We start from the raw sequence: 20396 nt of genomic DNA, 5'->3' as shown, positions 1-20396 counted from the left end.
ATAGGCAAAGAGTTTAATTTTTTTTACTCCTTGCCTATCCCCTGTACCCTCAACCCTAAAAACTTATGAAAAATTTCCTCATCACTATCACTTTACTAACTTCTTGCTTTTTTACACAAGCACAGACGGCAGATCAGGCGTTTAAAAAACCTTTGAAAGAGGTTATATCGACGATTGAAACTCGTTTTAAAGTGAAAATTCGCTATCCTGAAGCCTTGGTGGCTAATAAACAGGTTACCTATGCCGAATGGCGTTTTAGACCTGATTTGGAAACAACGCTCCATCATATCATGGACTCGCAGGATATTACTTTTACCAAAGAGGGAGAGGGGAAATACAAGTTACAGGCTTTTCAATATCACCTCAAAACTCCAGAAGAAGGCAAACAGCAATTAAATTATCTGTCTACGCTTTCGCCTGATATTACTTCTTGGGAATTACGTAAAACCAATTTGAAAAACTGCATTTGGCAAGCACTCGAAATAGCAAAAGCGCCAGCCAAACCTCAGTCTCAAGCTATTATAACTTCCAAACGAATCATGGATGGCTACACAGTTGAAAATGTGGCTATCGAAACTTTGCCAGGGGTTTATGTAAGTGGCTCTTTGTATCGTCCTTTAAAATCAAAAGGTAAAATTCCCGTTATTCTGAATCCTGACGGGCATTTTGGGGATGGTCGTTATCGTGCCGATTGCCAGTATAGATGTGCAGCTTTAGCCAAAATGGGCGCTATGGCTTTTAGTTACGACCTTTTTGCTTGGGGCGAATCTACCTTACAGTTCAAATCTGAAGACCACCGTCGTAGCCATGCTCAAACAATTCAAATGCTTAATGGAATGCGTATTCTGGATTGGTTACTAACCCTCAAAGATGCCGATCCTACGCGTGTAGGCATTACGGGCGCTTCTGGCGGGGGTAGCCAAACGATGTTGTTAACTGCTATCGACGACCGTATCAAAGTAAGTGTTCCCGTAGCCATGATGTCCTCGTATCACAGTGGGGGGTGTCCTTGCGAAAGTGGCATGGGTGTACATTTGTGCGGAGAAGGTAGTAACAACGTAGAAATAGCCTCCATGGCTGCTCCAAGAGCACAAATGATTATATCGGATGGAAAAGATTGGACACAGTTTGTCCCACAGACTGAATTTCCTTTTGTCCAACGAATTTATGATTTATACCATGCTTCTAATAAAGTTCAGAATGCCCACTTTCCAAGCGAAGGACATGATTATGGAGCTAACAAACGTAAAGCAATGTATGGCTTTATGGCAAAAGAATTAGGCTTAGATCTTCAAAAGATTCAGGATGTAACAGGTAATATCGTAGAAACAGGTATAACGATTGAGCCTTTTCCAGCCTTATATGTTTTTGGTGAAAAAGGCGAAAAGCTACCTTCCAATGCCATCAAAGATTTTGAAATAATCGAGAAGATGTTTTCGAAATAGTGGCACAGGCAAAGAGGCACAAGGCAAGAGTTTTTTATTTACTCTTGCCTTGTGCCTGACTACTAACCCCTCAAAGAAATGCGTTTTTTATTGATTTTGTTAATGATAGCTAGTCAAGGACTGGCACAAACGACTCGTTACAAAGTAGGTTTGATTGACCTCATGTTGTTGAAACGACAAAAATTGGGAGCCATTACGCTCACACAACAAATTGGCGCCGACGGACTTGAATTGGATATGGGAGGTTTAGGGAAAAGACCCACTTTTGAGAATCAACTTGCCAACGATTCTATTCGTCAGGTTTTTATGAATAAGGCCAAAGAATTAAACCTTGAAATATGTTCCTTGGCAATGACAGGCTATTATGCTCAATCCTTTTGTGGTCGAGAAGAGTATCAACAATCTATTCGAGATTGTATAAAAACCATGAAAGCCATGAATGTAAAAGTGGCTTTTTTACCGCTTGGTGTGCAATGCGACTTAAAGAAAGACCCATCTATTCGTGATTCGGTTGTTAGCAGATTAAAAGTTGCTGGAAAAATGGCAGAAGAAGCAGGCGTGGTAATAGGCATCGAAACAGCATTAAGTGCCAAAGAGGAAGTGGCTTTACTCAAAGAAATCGGTTCTCCAGCCATTCAGATTTATTTTAACTTTTCTAACCCTCTCAAAGAAGGTCGTGATTTATATAAAGAATTAAAAATTCTAGGAAAAAACCGTATCTGTATGATTCATGCCACCAATAAAGATGGTGTTTGGCTAGAGAAAGATCCTGAAATAGATATGCTTAAGGTAAAAAAGACTTTAGACAAAATGAAATGGTCAGGCTGGCTAATCATCGAACGTTCGAGAGATGCCAGCAAGCCTAAAGATGTCAAAGGAAATTATAGCGCCAATACGGCTTATTTGAAAAAGGTATTTCAATAAAATGAGATGAGTCATTCATAATTTAGTGATTTGTGATTGAGTGGATGAGTGATTATTTTTTTTGACAATATTCTGCTTCTCACGAAATTTCAGTCAGGATATTTCGGTTTTTTGGGTAAAAATCATTTTGAAAATAATCACTAAATCACTCAATTGCTCAATCACTAAATAAAGGATAGCCCGTATCCTTTTGCTAATTTAGCAAGAACCCTCCCTATGCAAATATCCTATAATTTTCAGAGAAAATGGTAGATAGTCTGACCCTCCTAAGCATATACCTTTGTATGTGTTAAATCTGATTTATTCCGAAAAAAATACAAGATTTATTGAGCAGCAAGCCAATATTATATCAAAATACCTTTCGGATTAATCATAAGCTCTCAGATTCAGGACTATAAGTTATGTACAAAATTTCACTCATACTTTGTTACCTCTTCTTAAACATATCTCATTCTTTTGCTAGTACCACGAGCAATGAGGATGGAGTAAAGACGATCTATTTACAAGTTTCCCAACCATCACAACCTCGTATTGCTTACGGTGTTAGTAAACTCAAACTTGCTTTAGAATCTGTTGGATATAAGGTTTCTACAACCTCAAAATCTACGACCTCAACTATTTGGATTGGCACTCAACAAGGGTTAAACAATAGCAATACCTTATCCAAAAAGGAAAGTTTTCGTCTATTTAAATCTGCTCAAACTCCTTTGCAGGTCATTGGTTTTGATGAGTCGGGTGTCTTATATGGTTGTTTGGAATTAGCAGAAAGAATCAAACAGCAAAAGACTATCCCGCAGTCGCTGGTCTATCAAGACCAACCCGAAATGGTACTTCGTGGTACTTGTGTAGGTATGCAAAAACCCACACTTTTGCCTGACAGAGAGGTATATGAATATCCTTATACAGAAAAAGATTTCCCTTGGTTTTACGATAAAAAACTCTGGATTAGATACTTAGATATGATGGTCGAAAACCGTTATAACTCACTCTACATCTGGAACGGACACCCTTTTGCATCCTTGGTTCGGGTAAAAGAATACCCTTATGCCGTAGAGGTTGACGATGCCACTTTTAAGAAAAACGAAGAAATGTACCGTTTCTTGACTGAAGAAGCGGATAAAAGAGGTATTTGGGTAATTCAGATGTTTTATAACATCATTGTTTCCAAACCTTTTGCCGAACATCATAAAATCAAAACACAAGACCGTAATCGCCCAATTATTCCAGTCATCGCAGATTATACACGTAAGTCTATTGCGGCATTTGTAGAAAAATATCCTAATGTTGGTTTATTAATCACCTTGGGCGAAGCCATGGAAGGAGCAGGACAGGATGACGTTGATTGGTTTACCAAAACCATTATTCCAGGGGTACAAGATGGTCTAAAAGCTTTGGGTAAAACAACTGAACCTCCCATTGTGCTTCGTGCGCATGATACAGATGCTCCAAGAGTCATGAAAGAGGCTTTACCCTTGTACAAAAATTTGTACACGATGGCAAAATACAATGGAGAGGCTTTAACGACTTATACACCAAGGGGTTCATGGGCAGAATTACATCGCAAATTAAGCCAAATTGGCACGGTACATATCGAAAATGTGCATCTTTTGTCAAATCTCGAACCATTTAGATACAGTTCGCCTGACTTTATCCAGAAGTGTGTACAAGCCATGCACAGCGTTTATGGCGCTAATGGACTGCATTTATACCCTCAAGCTTCATACTGGGATTGGCCATATACCGCAGATAAAACGTCTGAAAGACTTTTGCAAATCGACCGAGATGCCATGTGGTACAAAACATGGGCAAGATATGCTTGGCGTGCAAACCGCCCTGCTACAGAAGAACAGCAGTTTTGGAAATCCTATCTTGGAAAAGAATATGGACTAGCGTCAAATCAAGCACAAGGAATCTTAGATGCCTACAACGAAACGGGAGAAATTGCACCTAAGCTTTTGCGTAGATACGGTATCACCGACGGTAACCGTCAGACTTTGACCTTGGGGATGTTGATGACTCAATTGATTAATCCTTATCGTTATGGGCTGTTCACGATGCTATATGAATCAGAAGCACCTGAAGGTGAGATGATTATTGAATATGCCGAAAAGGCATGGAAAGGACAAAAACACATCGGAGAAACGCCTGTGCAGGTAGCCGATGAAGTAGTAGTTCATGGGAGAAAAGCGCAGGAATCCATTGACAAAATAGCACAAAATGTCACTAAAAATACGGCTGAATTTAAGCGTTTACAAAATGATGTTCATTGCTACAATGCAATGGCGCAGTTCTTCTCTGAAAAGGTATATGCCGCTCTGGACCTAGTACGTTACAAATATTCAAATCAAATTAGTGATTTGGAAAAGGCATTACCACACTTAGAACGTAGCGTTGAGCACTATAGCAAACTGGTTGAATTGACAAAAGACACCTATTTGTATGCTAACAGTATGCAAACCAAACAGCGCAAAATCCCGATGCGTGGTGTCGACGCGACTTTCATTCATTGGAAAGAAATGCTACCCGTTTTTCAAAAAGAAGTAACGAGATTACATACTGTTATTGATTCGTTGAAGCAAAGTTCAGGTAAGGGCGTAAAAGCTATTCAATATCTCAAACCTGCTCAGGTACAACTTGAAGATGGCAGTTTAACAACCTATCCTTTAGCGAGCAATCAAAAAGTTTTTAACGATACCAGCATTGTGATTCAAGGCATAGCACCTGAACTAAAAAACCTTTCTGGTATTGTTTTATCTAAGAAAACACAGATTACTAAGGGCACTCAAATAACTTTTAAAACGGACAAACCTGTGAAAGTATTAGTGGGCTATTTCAATGAGAAGATAGGGATTTATGATGCGAAGAAAAGTAATTTTCTACCAAAACCACAACTTGAAATTGATGCCAGCGCCAATAACTTCGGACAAGCAGAAAGTAAGATTACCAATGCCCTGTTGCTAGGCGACTGGCCTCCTGTGAATATCCATACTTTTTCATTCGAGGCAGGAACACATACGCTGAGCCTTGCCAAAGGAACGTGTTTAGTATTAGGCTTCGTTGATGGCTCACAAGAGATAAAAATCTTCGACGCAGGTTTTGCAGGTAATCAAAAAAATATTGACTGGACAGTGGAGTAAGAAAACGATTGAGTGATTGTGCGATTGAGTGCATGAGTGATTATGTTAGATTGGAAGAGATATCAACCTTATAAAGGTTGGACTGATTATTTTATAAAAATCACTAAATCACTCATTTATAACTCACTAAATGAAATCATGTACATTAAAAAAATATTAAGCCTTTGGGGCTGTATTCTTCTGGGGTATGGGAGTGTGGCTCAGAAGACCGATTTTGTTGGGACCAAAACCTTAGCGTCGGCAGTTGAGCGCTACAATGCGCTTGATAAGGAAGAAGCTGTTATTAATTTTATTCCGAATGCACAATCATATAATTGGTTAGCGCAGAATATTCCTTTATTAGATTGCCCCGACTCTTTGATTCAGGAGATATACTATTATCGTTGGTGGGTATTGCGAAAGCACCTCAAGCAAACGGCTGATGGCTTTATTTTTACTGAATTCATCACCAAAGTAAATCACGCTGGTAAGCACAATGCCATCAGTAGTGCTTTGGGACATCATATTTATGAAACTCGTTGGCTCCGCAATCAACAGTACACAGACGATTATATTCGCTTTTGGCTTTATGTCGATCCCAAACACAATGTACAACGTTTTCACGCCTTTAGTAGCTGGATTGATGACGCTGTGTATCAACGTTATTTAGTCAATTTGGATAAATCTTTTTTAGAAAAAAACCTTCAGACACTCGTAGCAGATTATAAAAAATGGGAAGAAGAACGCCAATTACCAAACGGAATGTTCTACCAGTTTGACGTAAAAGATGCCATGGAAGAGTCTATTAGTGGGGGCAGAAAAGATAAAAATATTCGTCCAACCATCAATAGCTATATGTATGCCAATGCTAAATCTTTAGCCAGAATGGCAGAATTACTGGGCGATGCAAACACACAAAAGGTTTTTACAGATAAAGCTAATTTCCTTAGAAAAGCCGTTGAAGATACCCTTTGGGATAGTAAGGCCTCTTTTTTTAAGGTAAAATTAGAAAAAACAAAAGCTTTCTCAGACGCTCGTGAGGCTATTGGCTTTATTCCTTGGTATTTTAATTTGCCAGAAGATAAGGCAAACTATGCCAAACAATGGAGTCAACTTACCGACACTTTAGGCTTTAAAGCAAAATGGGGTATTACCACTGCCGAGCGTCGCCACCACTTGTTCCGTACACATGGTTCAGGACATGGTTGCGAATGGGATGGTCCACTTTGGCCTTATGCTACTACACAAACGTTGAAGGCGCTGTCCAATTTGCTCAATAATTACAAGCATAAAGGCGATATGACCCCTCAGGTTTTCTACGATGAACTAAAAAAATATGCCTTTTCGCATCAAATGAATGGGAAGCTTTACTTAGGCGAGTATCAGGATGAGAAAAATGGAGAATGGCTCAAAGGCGACAATCCAAGAAGTAAGTTCTATAATCACTCTGCCTATGCCGACCTGATTATCAGCGATTTAGTGGGACTCAAACCTCGTGAAGACCAAGTATTAGAAATCAGTCCTTTGATTTCGAGCAAACAATGGGCTTGGTTTTGTCTAGAAAATATTTCTTATCATGGAAAACTCATTACAATCCTTTGGGACGAAACTGGTAAAAAATACAACAAAGGCAAAGGTCTACAAATTTTTGCTGACGGCAAACTCATTGGCAAGTCCAAAAAACTCAAAAAAGTAAGATTTAGTATCTAGAAGCTGTAGGCTTTGCATCCGTGGTCAGTGTCTCACTGACCAACTAGCGACAGCAAAAACTCGCATATAAAGTCTTAAAATATCATAATGATAGTAAAGTCCGCTGTGCTAACGAAAGTTGTCGAGTGAGACACTCGACACGGATTGAGAAATTTGCATCCGTGGTCAGTGTCTCACTGACCAACTAGCGACAGCAAAAACTCGCATATAAAGTCTTGAAATATCATAATGATAGTAAAGTCCGCTGTGCTAACGAAAGTTGTCGAGTGAGACACTCGACACGGATTGAGAAATTTGCATCTGTGGTCAGTGTCGCACTGACCAACTAGCGACAGCAAAAACTCGCATATAAAGTCTTGAAATATCATAATGATAGTAAAGTCCGCTGTGCTAACGAAAGTTGTCGAGTGCGACACTCGACACGGATTGAGAAATTTGCATCCGTGGTCAGTGTCTCACTGACCAACTAGCGACAGCAAAAACTCGCATATAAAGTCTTAAAATATCATAATGATAGTAAAGTCCGCTGTGCTAACGAAAGTTGTCGAGTGAGACACTCGACACGGATTGAGAAATTTGCATCCGTGGTCAGTGTCTCACTGACCAACTAGCGACAGCAAAAACTCGCATATAAAGTCTTGAAATATCATAATGATAGTAAAGTACCGCTGTGCTAACGCAAGTTGTCGAGTGAGACACTCGACACGGATTGAGAAGATGTAGGCTTTAAGCAATAGGCATTAGGCAAAATACATCCTCGGTCAGTGTCCCATTCGACTCGGATTGCACTTTTAGCCTACGGCATAAAGCTTGAAGCCTAAAGCAGCCAAAAATAACTTGTTTCCCGTATTTATTACAAAATCCTCAACCCTAACTATGCTTTCACCTCTAGCAGAAAAACTCACTTGGCTTGACTATGCCATTGTTGCCGTTTATTTGGTACTCCTTTTAGTGATAGGCTATCGTGCAAGTCGCAAAAAAAATACTGACGAAACACTATTTCTAGCCAATAAATCACTGGATTGGTACAGTATCGGTTTTAATATGTGGGGAACAAATGTGGGACCTTCGATGCTTTTGGCATTTGCTAGTATTGGCTATAGCACAGGAATTGTGGCGGTTAACTTCGAGTGGTATGCCTTTGTATTCTTGTTTTTATTAGCCATTGTTTTTGCGCCCAAATACATCGCCTCAAAAGTATCCACCATGCCAGAGTTTATGGGTAAGCGTTACGGCGATTCTACCCAAAATATCTTAGCATGGTATGCGCTCATTAAGATTTTGATTTCTTGGTTATCGCTAGGTCTTTTTTCAGGTGGTTTTTTGGTAAGACAAATCTTAGGCATTCCAATGGCTCCTGCGGTAATTGTCTTGGTGCTTTTTGCAGGACTATTTGCCTATATGGGCGGACTCAAAGCTATTGCAAAGGTGAATGTTTTTCAAATGATTTTATTAATTGCGGTATCTACTACTCTAACGATTTTGGGCTTACAAAAAGTGGGTGGCATATCGACGATGTATCATCAAGTGCCAGCAGATTTCTGGACTTTGATTCATCCTGCCAACGATACCAAATACCCTTGGCCTGCTATTTTGTTGGGTTATCCTGTATCAGCTATTGCATTTTTCTGTACTGATCAAGCTATGGTACAATCGGTTTTAGGAGCGAGAACCCTTGAACAAGGTCAATTAGGAGTAAACTTTATCGCTTGGTTAAAAATCCTATCTCTACCGCTATTTATCTTGACAGGTGTCATTTGTCATATTCTTTTCCCTAACCTTACTGACCCATCTATGGCATACATGACGATGGTAACCAACTTATTTCCTGCTGGATTAAATGGTTTGGTCATTGTTGTTTTAATTGCAGTATTAGTCGGAACGATTGGTTCGTCACTCAATTCCCTGAGTACTGTTTTTACGATGGATGTCTATGTCAAAAAAATCAATCCAAGTGCTAGTAACGAACAAATTATCAAAGTCGGTCGCATGACAGTACTGGCAGGTTGCGTATTTGCGGTATTGATGGCATTGGCTATAGATTCTATCAAAGGGCTTAATTTGTTTGATGTCTTTCAGTCAGTCTTGGGTTTTATTGCACCACCACTTTCTGTAGTTTTCTTATTAACTGTTTTCTGGAAAGCCATGACACAAAAGGCCGTAAACGCCATTCTATCTTTTGGCTCTGCCTTCAGTCTCGGAGTTGGCGTATTGTACTTGTGGGTATTTACGCCCGACAAATACAGTTTTTGGCCGCATTATCTCTTGTTATCCTTTTTCATTTTTGCCTTTTTGGCATTTGTCGCAGTGATTATTTCTATTACTGACAAAAATCCAGTTATCTATCTTTCTGAAAAAGAGGCATCTAGTCATGAATTTAAACCAAGTACCAGAGTAATCACCCTTTGGACAGCCTTAGTGGTTGTGATGGTTTCTTTATATCTGTTTTTTAGTTAAAACAACCATTTCAAAAGCGAGAATTTTCGCCCCAAACCTCAATACATACATGAAACGTTTTTTCTACAAAAGCCTTTTACAGTCCCAGCTCATTTTGGGACTTTGGTTGTTTAGTGCAGGGCTAAGTCTTGCGCAACAAGCTACTTGGATTTGGTATCCAGGAGATTTCGAAATTTGGCTGGGTAACAAAATGCAAAATCGCCGTACCGAACGTGACGTATTTTTACCCCCCTTCTGGAAATTGGACAGTCATTATAACTTGATTGATTTTCATAAATCATTCACGCTCAATGCCCCAGAAGAAGTCTCGATTTTTGTAGAAGGACAATACAATGTTAAGATTGATGGAAAAGCCATTACTGGTTATCCAAAAAAAATTACGATGCCCGCAGGAAAACATAAGTTAAGTCTGAAGGTATTTTGCCAAGACCGTGTTCCTGCTATTTTCATCCAAGGAAAAAATGTCGTTTCTGACAGCTCTTGGTTGGTGACTTTTGAAGATAAAGAGTGGATTGACGAAACAGGAAAAGCTTCTGACCAATCGGGTACAACATGGCTCAATGCTGGTTCTTGGAATTTTAATACGCCAGCACAAGCACCTTCCAAATTTAGCTTGGCAACCAAAGTACAAAAACCTGTAAAAGTGGAAACACTAAAAGAGGGTACAATGATAGATTTTGGAAAAGAAACATTTGGTTTTGTTCAACTCAAAGGGTTGAAAGGGAAAGGAAAAGTTGAGATTTTTTATGGTGAATCAAAAGAAGAAGCCATGGATACCGAACACTGCGAAACACTTGATCAACTCACCATCAATCAGTCGATTGCCAAAGATTCGACAATGGAATTGACCAAGGCTTTTCGATATATTTTTATCAAAAAATCTCCTGCTGTATCCTTCAAAGAGGTATCTATGTTATATGAGTATATGCCTGAGAAAGAGCGCGGTAATTTCCGTTGTTCAGACGAGCAAATCAATCAGATCTATGATGTGGCAAAATACACATTTCAGCTCAATACCCGCGAGTTTTTCATAGATGGTATCAAACGTGACCGTTGGATTTGGTCGGGCGATGCCTACCAAAGTTATTTGATGAACTACTATTCCTTCTTTGATTCGCCTGCTGTTACTCGCACGCTCTTGGCTTTGCGTGGCAAAGATCCTGTAACTAGTCATATCAATACCATTATGGATTATACATTCTATTGGTTTTTAGGAATTTACGATTATTATTTATATACGGGAGATAAGACTTTTATCCAACAATTTTATCCTCGTATGCAAACGCTCATGGAGTATTGCTTGAGTCGTCGCAACAAAGATGGTATGATGGAAGGGCTTTCGGGTGACTGGGTATTTATCGACTGGGCAGAAGGTTTGAGTAAAAAAGGAGCTGTAAGCTTTGAACAACTATTGCTTACTCGTAGTCTCGAAACTATGACCTTATGTGCTAATATCGCCAATGATACCAAAGGGGCTACTCGATACAAGCAAATTGGAGAAGAATTGAAATCTAAATTTTTCTCAACTTATTGGAATGACAGCAAGCATGCTTTTGTACATAGTCAAGTAGATGGAAAACAGACCGATAACGTAACCAGATACAGCAATATGTTTGCGATTTTCTTCAATTATTTGGATGATGCCAAAAAACAAGGAATCAAAAATCATGTTTTGTTAAATGATAAAATTCAAAAAATCACTACGCCATATATGCGTTTTTATGAATTGGAAGCGTTGTGTGCTTTAGGTGAACAAAAATTCGTTTTAGACGAAATGAAATCCTATTGGGGCGGTATGCTCAAACTTGGAGCGACCTCTTTCTGGGAAGAATATAATCCAACAAAATCAGGAGCTGAACATTATGCCATGTACGGTCGTCCGTTCGGGAAAAGTCTTTGTCATGCTTGGGGAGCAAGTCCTATTTATTTATTAGGAAAATACTATTTAGGGGTAAAACCAACAAGTCCAGCTTATGAGCAATATGAGATTACTCCTGAGCTTGGTGGTTTGGCTTGGATGGAAGGAAGCGTCCCAACCCCAAAAGGTGATGTCAAATTGTATTGTAGCAAAGAATCTATCAAAATAACTGGTACCAATGATGGTGTTGGAAAACTTAAGTTTAAAAGTCAAACCACTCCAACTTGTATACAAGGAACGATTCAATCTATTGGCAATCAATGGTATGAGCTAAGTATTCCAAAAGGACAAACCATCGAGGTGAAGTATCAGCAGTAAGTTTATAGAGGGATTAGGCAAAAAGGCAACAGGCATCAGTTTTTAACGAAAATAACATGATTATCAACACTGGTGCCTAGTGCCTTTTTGCCTGAACCCTAAACATGTCAAACAATGAAATTCCATTTACGAAACTTTCCTCCATTAACTCACGTTATTTTATGTTTTCTGCAAATTCTGTGTATGAGCTTTCTTGGTAATGCACAAAATTTGTCGCTTTATGACTTGCGTTGTGAATATCTAAAAAACCCTATTGGTATAGATATTCGCAAACCACGATTGAGTTGGAAAATTCAGTCGGGGGGATATAATGTTAAGCAAACTTCCTATCAAATTTTAGTAGCAGATTCACCCGAGTTGCTACAACCTAACAAAGCCAATATTTGGGATTCTGGCAAAATTACCTCTGACCAGTCTATCCAAGTAGAATTTGATGGTAAAACGCTGGAAGCCACTCAAGTTTATTACTGGAAAGTTAAAATCTGGGATAATCAGGGGCGCTCGTCGGCTTGGAGTGAAGTGGCTACTTGGCAAATGGGGCTTTTCTCTGCTGGGGATTGGCGCAATGCCCAATGGATTGCTTACGAACGCTTGGCTGATAGTTTGGTGAATATTTTACCAACCGATGGACAAAAAGATAAGGTTTTCAAGAACAATATTTTACCGATGTTTCGTAAAGATTTTTCGGTAAAGAAAAAAGTGAAACGTGCTACTGTCTTTATCTCAGGCTTAGGACATTTTGAGTTGAGCTTAAATGGTAAAAAAGTCGGCGATAATTTTCTGGATGCAGGATGGACAAAATACGATAAACAAGCACTTTATGTAGGTTTTGACATAACAAAATCCTTGGAAGAAGGTAAAAATACCTTTGGGGTTATGCTTGGAAACGGCTTTTACTATATACCTCCTGTAAAAGGACGCTATCGCAAACTCAAAGGTATGTTTGGTTTACCCAAAATGATTTGTCGACTAAAAGTGGAATTCCAAGATGGTTCTGAGCAAAACCTTTACAGTGATAATTCGTGGAAAACTGCCCCAAGCCCTATAACTTTTTCAAGTATTTATGGAGGTGAAGACTACAATGCTAATCTGGAACAAAAAGGCTGGGATATGCCCACCTTCGATGAGAGTTTATGGCGAAATGCCATCGTGGTGGAAGGTCATACTCGTTTGAGTCCTCAGCTGATAGAACCTGTTAAAATCATGGAGTCTTTTCAGCCTATTCAACAGAAGCAAGTTGCCTCAGGCGATTGGGTATTTGATTTGGGACAAAATGCTTCTGGTATTATCGAATTAAAAGTAAAAGGTAATAAAGGCGATACGGTATGGGTTCGACCTTCAGAGTTACTCAATACCGATGGTACTGTCAACCAAAAGGCTTCTGGAAATCCCTATATTTTTAGTTATGTACTCAAAGGAGAAGGCATAGAAACATGGCAACCACGCTTTAGCTATTATGGTTTTCGATATTTACAAGTAAAAGGAGCCAAGCCCGAGGCTAATACTAAAACACAGTTAATCAGTATAAAAGGATTGCATATTCGTAATTCTGCCTCAACGATTGGGCAGTTTGCCAGCTCGGATACACTTTTTAACCAGACACATCAACTTATAGATTGGGCTATTAAAAGCAATATGACTTCGGTGTTCACCGATTGTCCACACCGTGAAAAATTAGGTTGGCTAGAACAAGTACACTTGATGGGATCTTCGGTTCGCTATCGTTACGATGTGGCTCCAATGTTCAAAAAGGCGGTTAAAGATATGCAGCTCTCGCAACTTCCTAACGGTTTGATTCCCGAGATTGCTCCTGAATATGTCAAATTTGAATGGGGGGGCGACATGTTCCGCGACTCGCCAGAATGGGGCAGTAGCAGCATTATTGTTCCTTACTATATGTATCTCTGGTATGGCGACACCCGCGTACTGGACGAAGCCTATCCCATGATGCAGCGCTATTTGAAATACCTCGCCAGCAAAGCTCAAAACCATATTCTTTCGCAAGGTTTGGGCGATTGGTATGATTTAGGGCCAAAACCTCCTGGCGTATCACAACTGACTCCTATGGGTGTAACAGGTACAGCGATTTACTATTATGATTTGCAAATCGCTGAGAAAATTGCCAAAATTTTAGGGCATGGCGACGACGCACAGGAATATGCTGATATAGCAGAAGAAGTCAAAAAAGCTTTTAATCAGGCTTTCTTTAATCCTGAAACCAAACAGTATGCTTCGGGTAGTCAAACCGCAAATGCCATGGCACTGTTCATGAATTTGGTTGAGCCAGAAAATCGTAAAGCTGTTTTACAACATTTGATTGATGATATTCAAACACGTAACTATGCCCTAACAGCAGGGGATATTGGCTATCGATATGTTCTAAGAGTATTAGAATCAGAAGGATGCTCTGACATCATTTTTGCGATGAACAACCGCTCAGATGTGCCGGGTTATGGCTATCAGCTCAAAAAAGGCGCTACCGCCCTTACCGAATCATGGCAAGCAGAGGGTAATTCTCACAACCATTTTATGCTTGGGCATTTAATGGAGTGGTTGTATAGCAGTTTAGCAGGAATCCGTCAAAGTGAAAGAAATGTAGCTTTTAAGGAAATCATCATCGCACCAGAAGTGGTAGGAAACCTTACACAAGCTGAGGGAAGTTATGAATCTCCTTACGGAAAAATAAGTACCCTTTGGAAAAAAACAAGCAAACGCTTTACCCTAAACGTAAGCGTTCCTGTCAATACAAATGCCAAGATTTTAATAGATCAACATTTAGGAAAAACCATTAAACAAAATGGTAAAATCATTCCCGCCGAAAAGCAGGGCAATAAATATCTGATTTCAGTAGGCTCAGGAAATTACCTTTTCGAATTGTATTAGTCCTTTTTATCCGTAGAAATGCAAGGCATTGGAGTTTTAGCAAATATTATATCTACGAATAATAGAAAAGGTTCTATTAACAATATTTCTGTAGTTTTTTTTGATAGTATCCATCTGATTATGAGTGCAATCTTATAACGGATATACTATTAACAAATAACTTATTTTTGAAAAACATGAGAAAAAATATCGGTCTTACCCTTCTCGTATTGGCGCTAGGTATCAGCGCACAAGCGCAGGTATATTTGAATGTATTGAAATTTGGGGTCAAAAATGATAGTTCTAAACTTGCTACAGAAGGCATCAAAAAAGCGATTGCCACTGCGGTCAAGCAAGGGGGAGGAACCATCTATTTTCCTGCAGGAAAATATAAAACTGGTCCTATCGAACTCAAAAGTAATATTACCATCTTCATTGATGCTGGTGCTGAATTGCATTTTACCGATGATTTTGACGCCTATCTCCCAATGGTTCCTTCTCGATGGGAAGGGACAGATGTCGTTAATTTTTCACCACTCTTTTACGCTTACAAAGCTGAGAACATTGCCATCAAGGGTAGAGGATTGATAGATGGTCATGGCAAAAAATGGTGGGCTTACTCAGAAGTGCATGTCAAAAATATCCCCACTTCTAAATGGCAAGAAGAGTTCAAACGACTCAATAAAGATGTATTGGCGCCAGACCTTCCAGGTTGGATAGAAAAAGGTTTTTTGCGTCCTCCTTTTATACAACCCATGTTTTGCAAAAATGTCCAAATTGAAGGTATCACGATACGAAATTCTCCTTTCTGGACAGTCAACCCTGAGTTTTGTGACAATGTAACCATTCATGGTGTTACCGTCGAAAACCCGCATTCTCCCAATACAGACGGAATCAACCCCGAATCTTGTAGCAATGTACATATTTCCAATTGTCATATTAGCGTTGGAGATGACTGCATTACCATCAAATCTGGAAAAGACCGTTCGGGACGAAAAAGAAATATCCCTGCCGAAAATTATACCATTACTAACTGCACGATGCTGTCGGGACATGGAGGTGTTGTAATTGGCAGTGAAATGTCTGGTGGTGTGAAAAAAATTGTGATTTCTAACTGTATTTTTGATGGTACCGACAGAGGTATTCGTATCAAAACAGCACGCGGTCGTGGGGGCGTGGTCGAGGATATTCGTGTGGACAATATCGTGATGAAAAATATTAAGGAACAGGCTATTGTACTAGATATGCAATACGCTAAAACGACGATTGAGCCCATTTCTGAACGCACACCTATTTTCCGCAATATTCATTTTAGCAATATTACCGCCCAAGGAAATCAAGCTGGTTATCTAAATGGACTTGAAGAACTACCTATAGAATACATCAGTTTTCAAGACCTAAATTTTGATACTCAATTAGGTTTTGTCATTAAAAACTCCAAAAATATCCAGTTTGACAATGTGCGTGTCAATACCGAAAGAGGAGCGGTCATTAAAGCCGAAAATAGTCAGCAAATCAGCATCAAACAGGTTTTGACGAATACGCCTCATACAGGAGTTCCTATCTTGGATTTCAGCAACTTACAACAAGTTTCTATCCAAGGAAATATACCTTTAGTGCCGTATGATATGTATTTAAAAGTTTCAGGAGAAAAGTCAGCTAATTATTTGATGGGAGATAACAATTTCAAAAACGTTAAAACGCCCATCCAAACAAGCCCAGAAGTTCCTGTAGGATTTAATCAGTAAAAATTCGCTAGCTGGTGCTGGATTCCTATCCAGCACCTATTTTTTCCAAGGATTCCAATCCTTGCCGTAGAGACGTAACATCTTACGTCTTCAAATGATTATCAAAATAGAACCCTGATAGGTAGACGTAGCAGTGCTACGTCTCTACGATGTTGACTGGTGCTAGATTCCTATCCAGCACCTATTTTTTCCAAGGATTCCAATCCTTGCTGTAGAGACGTAACATCTTACGTCTCCCATTGATTATCAAAATAAAAACCTAATTGCTAGACGTAGCACTGCTACGTCTCTACGACGCTGGTGCTGGCAGGACTTGAAACTGAATATTAGCCAATCGCTTTTCGATACTGGGATGCGTCATACTCCCTTGGTCTACAATATGTTCTGTGAGTTCAGAGAGTTTTAAAAGAGCATTTCCCATCGCCTGATTTGAAGTATGCTGTGCTCCATATTGATCAGCCTGATATTCTGCATAATGACTTATTTTGGAGAATATAATTATATAAAACAAACCTATCAAACATCCGTACCAAAAGATCAGATTGCCATCATTGAATGAAGGGTAAAATTGATGCACCAAATCGAAGAAAGGTTGTCTGAAACATCCCAAAAGAATACATTGTAAAACCACCACAAAATAAAACTTTATCAAATCGTAGTGTTTATGATGCCCCACCTCATGATACAAGATTGCTTCTCGTTCTTCTTGTGTTAGCTTTTCCATCAAACCTCGTCCTATGACTATCACTCTATTTTGTGGCAAAAAGCCTGTAGCAAAAGCATTGATAGTATCATTATTGGTGATATATACCGAGACTTTTTTCTGGAGATTCTCAGATAACGTTGCTGAATATTCGGGACTAAATGTTAGCCTACGCTTATCGTATTTAAGAACAAATGGATGAACTATAAAAAAGTACCCATTAATAATAAGTAAGCCAATGAAAAATAGAGGTGCATTTTGAATAGTCCAATCTCCCTCAAACCATTCAAATAGTTTTGCAAAATAGGTGAATACAAATAGATAAATTGTTGCAAATAAATAATCTCGAAAAGTAAAAAATAGCAACTTACGAATAATGTTTAATTGCTTCTTGCGCAGGAAAAGATAGGGAAACAGGGTGACAAACAACTGAATGAGGGACAAACCAAGTGTGAGCTCTAGGGCAGATAGTAGTGTTTTCATTTTAAATAAGTGTTAAAAATCATTTTGTGAAGAAATGTATAAATTATTTCTGAAAACCCTTCTATTTAATCTCCAATAAATTTTATTTCTCGCTGGTGCTGGATTCCTATCCAGCACCTATTTTTTCCAAGGATTCCAATCCTTCTCGTAGAAACGTAACATGTCACGTCTACAAATGATTGTCAAGGTATAAACCTAATTGCTAGACGTAGCACTGCTACGTCTCTACGGAATAAAGATAATTCTCTTATTTTTAGGCATAAAGAAACTTTTTATTATAGCATAATTGTTGTATATTAGTAACAAATATGTTATAGATATGGAAAAGTCAAGCATAAAAACAGGACGTTTTGACCCAAAACTCAGCATCAAACGTGCTCGTGAACAGAAGAAAGTCACCCTTGGGTCAACATTGGTAACCCCCACGCATACCTACACATGGAGTTCAAGCATGGAACGCTTAAACATTCTCCGTGAAGGAATTCCTTATGAGTCAATCGAAGTATTGAGTCAGCGCATCAATACCTCTGTCAAAGATATTTTGCAGTTGATTGATATGCCTCAAACCACCTATAATAAGAAAAAAAGAGAACAAGCGCTTTTGACGGGTCGTGATAGTGAAATTGTCTTGCTATCTATCGAACTGCTTGATTATGGTATTGATGTATTTAATCAGGAAGAAGACAAATTTCAACGTTGGCTCAAAAAGAATAATATTGCGCTTGGTGGTGTTACCCCCGAAAGTTTACTAGACTCTACCACAGGTATTCAAGAAGTGATGAATTGCCTCAACCGACTTGAATACGGAAATTTAGCTTAATGAAAGTTTATAGAATCGAACGAGAAAAGTATCTGTCCACCACGCTACAGGGGATTGGAGCAGCGCTTAGTAAAGGTTTTCGTTGGAATAGTCAAAATACCTATTTGGTTTATACCGCTGCCACTCGTGCATTGGCAATGCTCGAAGTAGCCGTTCACCTCGATTTGAGTGAAGATTTACCCAATGATCGGTATTATGTAGAAATAGAAATTCCTGACGACATAACCATTTTAGAATTAGCCAATGAAGATTTGCCTGAACAATGGGACGCAAAACCTCCATTGTTAGAAACCCAGTACATAGGCGACGATTTTGTCAGAAGTAATAGTGCAGCCGTTCTCAAAGTACCAAGTAGTATTGTACCTCCCGAATACAATTACTTGATTAATCCTAATCATCCAGAGGCTTCCAAAATTAGAGTTGTATCAACCCAAAAGCTCGCTTTTGATAACAGGCTGAGAGGAAAGTAAAATGTTGTTTCTACTGCATAGAAGTCATACTCAATGATATTTCAAGATTTCTATCAGTAGAAACAAAACTTAAATCAAATTTTGTAACCCATCTTTAGTAAATGAGTACTTGTCACAAATGAGATTCTTTAAAAGTATAGGCAGGTTCTATCTCAACAATAACTGAACAATGTTATTTTCATTTAGCTTTTATAGCTCGCTGTTACTCGTTTTTTTTATCCATTTGTTGGTTTATAGTTTTTTGTTTTTAATAAAATTTATTAAAAATCAACAACTGTCCAGTTTTTGGATGGGTCTTTTTTTGTTATTAAGCACATTATATATTACACCTTGGATGGTGGGGTTTGCAGGATGGTACGATACTCAACCCTATAGAGATTTTCTTTTTTATGTTCCTTTCCAACATTTATTTCTGCTAGGTCCAGTTTTGTTTTTCTATACTCAGAGCCTATTAAATCCAGCTATGAAGCTAAATATCAAAATGTTGCTTCATGGTATTCCAGCTATTTTATATTTATTTTACTGTTTAGCTGTGTTTATTTATGATAAAATGATTCTTCATGACTATGGTTTTCTTGCCAATGGACAAGATCCAGATTTTGATACTTGGTACCAGCTTTTAGGATTTGTGAGCATGTCTATTTATTTACTAATCGGATTCAGATACCACCAATTGTATCTTAAAAGCATCAATGAAGTTTTGAGTAATACCACAGCTTATTTGTATCCTTGGTTACCAAGATTCTTTTTTGCTTGCATTATGTTATTATTGACTAGAGGAATCTTAGCTGTAGTAGGACTCATTTGGGATATGAACTATGTCAACACCTGGTGGTACTTTTTATGTTATGCTATTTGCTGTTATTATATTGCTATATTGAGCTATAGCAATGCTGTTGAAAGTAAGTTATTGTTTCGTACCAATCTTTTGTCGACAAAAGAAACCTATTGGGCCTTGCCAGATACCATCGAAACAGAATATATCTCCATCCCAATTACGGAAAATACCACAACACAAGAATTAAGTGATGAACTTCTTGTTATCAAACAATCTCTACTTCAAGCTTTAGAACATCAAAAGGTTTTTCTTAATCCTGAACTAACCTTAGTTGAGCTTTCCAAACAACTTAATACTAATGCTTCAGTTTTGAGTAAGGTAATTAATAAGGGCTTTGGTCAAAACTTCAATGATTTAATTAATCAGTATCGTATCAATATTGTCATAAGCGCAATAGAGATGGGGCTTCATAAAAAACAAACATTATTGAGTATCGCATTTGATAGTGGCTTTAATAGCAAGGCGACGTTTAATCGTGCTTTCAAAAAAGTTACCAATTACACCCCTATCGAGTATATTCAACACCATTTATCCTAATAAAATAGGTTTCAAATCATAATTTGAAGCGATTATAGCCTCATACA

At 38.6% G+C, this 20396-nt stretch carries 12 protein-coding genes; 11 read left to right on the top strand and 1 reads right to left on the bottom strand.

From position 1 onward, the window contains the following. Positions 1 to 65: 65 nt before the first annotated feature. The 8 genes from QM491_RS07900 to QM491_RS07865 all read left to right on the top strand — a co-directional run bounded on the left by QM491_RS07900 (position 66) and on the right by QM491_RS07865 (position 16498). Positions 66 to 1445, top strand: coding sequence for a DUF4974 domain-containing protein (locus QM491_RS07900; protein ID WP_283326956.1), 1380 nt, complete (start codon positions 66 to 68; stop codon positions 1443 to 1445). A 78-nt stretch (positions 1446 to 1523) separates the two neighbouring features. After that, positions 1524 to 2369, top strand: a complete 846-nt coding sequence (locus QM491_RS07895) for a sugar phosphate isomerase/epimerase family protein (protein WP_283326955.1) — start codon at positions 1524 to 1526, stop codon at positions 2367 to 2369. Positions 2370 to 2770: 401 nt separating this feature from the next. Beyond that, on the top strand, positions 2771 to 5506 hold the full coding sequence (locus QM491_RS07890) for an alpha-d-galacturonidase (protein ID WP_283326953.1): 2736 nt from the start codon (positions 2771 to 2773) through the stop codon (positions 5504 to 5506). A 138-nt stretch (positions 5507 to 5644) separates the two neighbouring features. After that, positions 5645 to 7195, top strand: a complete 1551-nt coding sequence (locus tag QM491_RS07885) for an MGH1-like glycoside hydrolase domain-containing protein (protein WP_283326951.1) — start codon at positions 5645 to 5647, stop codon at positions 7193 to 7195. A gap of 876 nt (positions 7196 to 8071) precedes the next feature. Then, a complete protein-coding gene (locus tag QM491_RS07880; RefSeq protein WP_283326949.1) occupies positions 8072 to 9652 on the top strand; it encodes a sodium:solute symporter family transporter in 1581 nt (526 codons plus the stop codon). A 49-nt stretch (positions 9653 to 9701) separates the two neighbouring features. Then, a complete protein-coding gene (locus tag QM491_RS07875; RefSeq protein ID WP_283326947.1) occupies positions 9702 to 11888 on the top strand; it encodes an alpha-L-rhamnosidase-related protein in 2187 nt (728 codons plus the stop codon). Positions 11889 to 12071: 183 nt separating this feature from the next. Further along, complete coding sequence (locus QM491_RS07870; RefSeq protein WP_283326945.1) at positions 12072 to 14771, top strand: family 78 glycoside hydrolase catalytic domain; 2700 nt, start codon at positions 12072 to 12074, stop codon at positions 14769 to 14771. Positions 14772 to 14947: 176 nt separating this feature from the next. After that, a complete protein-coding gene (locus tag QM491_RS07865; RefSeq protein WP_283326943.1) occupies positions 14948 to 16498 on the top strand; it encodes a glycoside hydrolase family 28 protein in 1551 nt (516 codons plus the stop codon). Between the two features lie 289 nt (positions 16499 to 16787). Here QM491_RS07865 and QM491_RS07860 read toward each other — a convergent pair whose 3' ends face one another. After that, positions 16788 to 17684, bottom strand: coding sequence for a M48 family metallopeptidase (locus QM491_RS07860; RefSeq protein WP_283326942.1), 897 nt, complete (start codon positions 17682 to 17684; stop codon positions 16788 to 16790). Between the two features lie 319 nt (positions 17685 to 18003). On the opposite strand from QM491_RS07860, the gene QM491_RS07855 reads away from it, so the two are divergent. The 3 genes from QM491_RS07855 (at position 18004) to QM491_RS07845 (ending at position 20349) form a co-directional block, all read left to right on the top strand. Continuing rightward, entirely contained in the window at positions 18004 to 18504 is a 501-nt protein-coding gene (locus QM491_RS07855; protein WP_283326940.1) for an Xre family toxin-antitoxin system antitoxin, read from the top strand. Next, a complete protein-coding gene (locus tag QM491_RS07850; RefSeq protein ID WP_283326938.1) occupies positions 18504 to 18974 on the top strand; it encodes an RES family NAD+ phosphorylase in 471 nt (156 codons plus the stop codon). Before QM491_RS07855 ends, QM491_RS07850 begins: the two co-directional genes overlap by 1 nt. Before the next feature lie 289 nt (positions 18975 to 19263). After that, entirely contained in the window at positions 19264 to 20349 is a 1086-nt protein-coding gene (locus QM491_RS07845) for a helix-turn-helix domain-containing protein (protein ID WP_283326937.1), read from the top strand. Positions 20350 to 20396: the final 47 nt, after the last annotated feature.

Origin of the sequence: Flectobacillus longus (genome assembly GCF_030056705.1) — a bacterium.
In the GTDB taxonomy this organism is placed as follows: Bacteria; Bacteroidota; Bacteroidia; order Cytophagales; family Spirosomataceae; genus Flectobacillus; species Flectobacillus longus.
This window is presented reverse-complemented; position numbering and strand designations above follow the sequence as displayed.

What these genes read in the sequence shown, in the direction of transcription:
- QM491_RS07900 (WP_283326956.1), top strand. Translation starts at nt 66, where the DNA reads ATGAAAAATTTCCTCATCACTATCACTTTACTAACTTCTTGCTTTTTT.
- QM491_RS07895 (WP_283326955.1), top strand. Translation starts at nt 1,524, where the DNA reads ATGCGTTTTTTATTGATTTTGTTAATGATAGCTAGTCAAGGACTGGCA.
- QM491_RS07890 (WP_283326953.1), top strand. Translation starts at nt 2,771, where the DNA reads ATGTACAAAATTTCACTCATACTTTGTTACCTCTTCTTAAACATATCT.
- QM491_RS07885 (WP_283326951.1), top strand. Translation starts at nt 5,645, where the DNA reads ATGTACATTAAAAAAATATTAAGCCTTTGGGGCTGTATTCTTCTGGGG.
- QM491_RS07880 (WP_283326949.1), top strand. Translation starts at nt 8,072, where the DNA reads ATGCTTTCACCTCTAGCAGAAAAACTCACTTGGCTTGACTATGCCATT.
- QM491_RS07875 (WP_283326947.1), top strand. Translation starts at nt 9,702, where the DNA reads ATGAAACGTTTTTTCTACAAAAGCCTTTTACAGTCCCAGCTCATTTTG.
- QM491_RS07870 (WP_283326945.1), top strand. Translation starts at nt 12,072, where the DNA reads ATGAGCTTTCTTGGTAATGCACAAAATTTGTCGCTTTATGACTTGCGT.
- QM491_RS07865 (WP_283326943.1), top strand. Translation starts at nt 14,948, where the DNA reads ATGAGAAAAAATATCGGTCTTACCCTTCTCGTATTGGCGCTAGGTATC.
- QM491_RS07860 (WP_283326942.1), bottom strand. Translation starts at nt 17,684, where the DNA reads ATGAAAACACTACTATCTGCCCTAGAGCTCACACTTGGTTTGTCCCTC.
- QM491_RS07855 (WP_283326940.1), top strand. Translation starts at nt 18,004, where the DNA reads ATGGAAAAGTCAAGCATAAAAACAGGACGTTTTGACCCAAAACTCAGC.
- QM491_RS07850 (WP_283326938.1), top strand. Translation starts at nt 18,504, where the DNA reads ATGAAAGTTTATAGAATCGAACGAGAAAAGTATCTGTCCACCACGCTA.
- QM491_RS07845 (WP_283326937.1), top strand. Translation starts at nt 19,264, where the DNA reads ATGGGTCTTTTTTTGTTATTAAGCACATTATATATTACACCTTGGATG.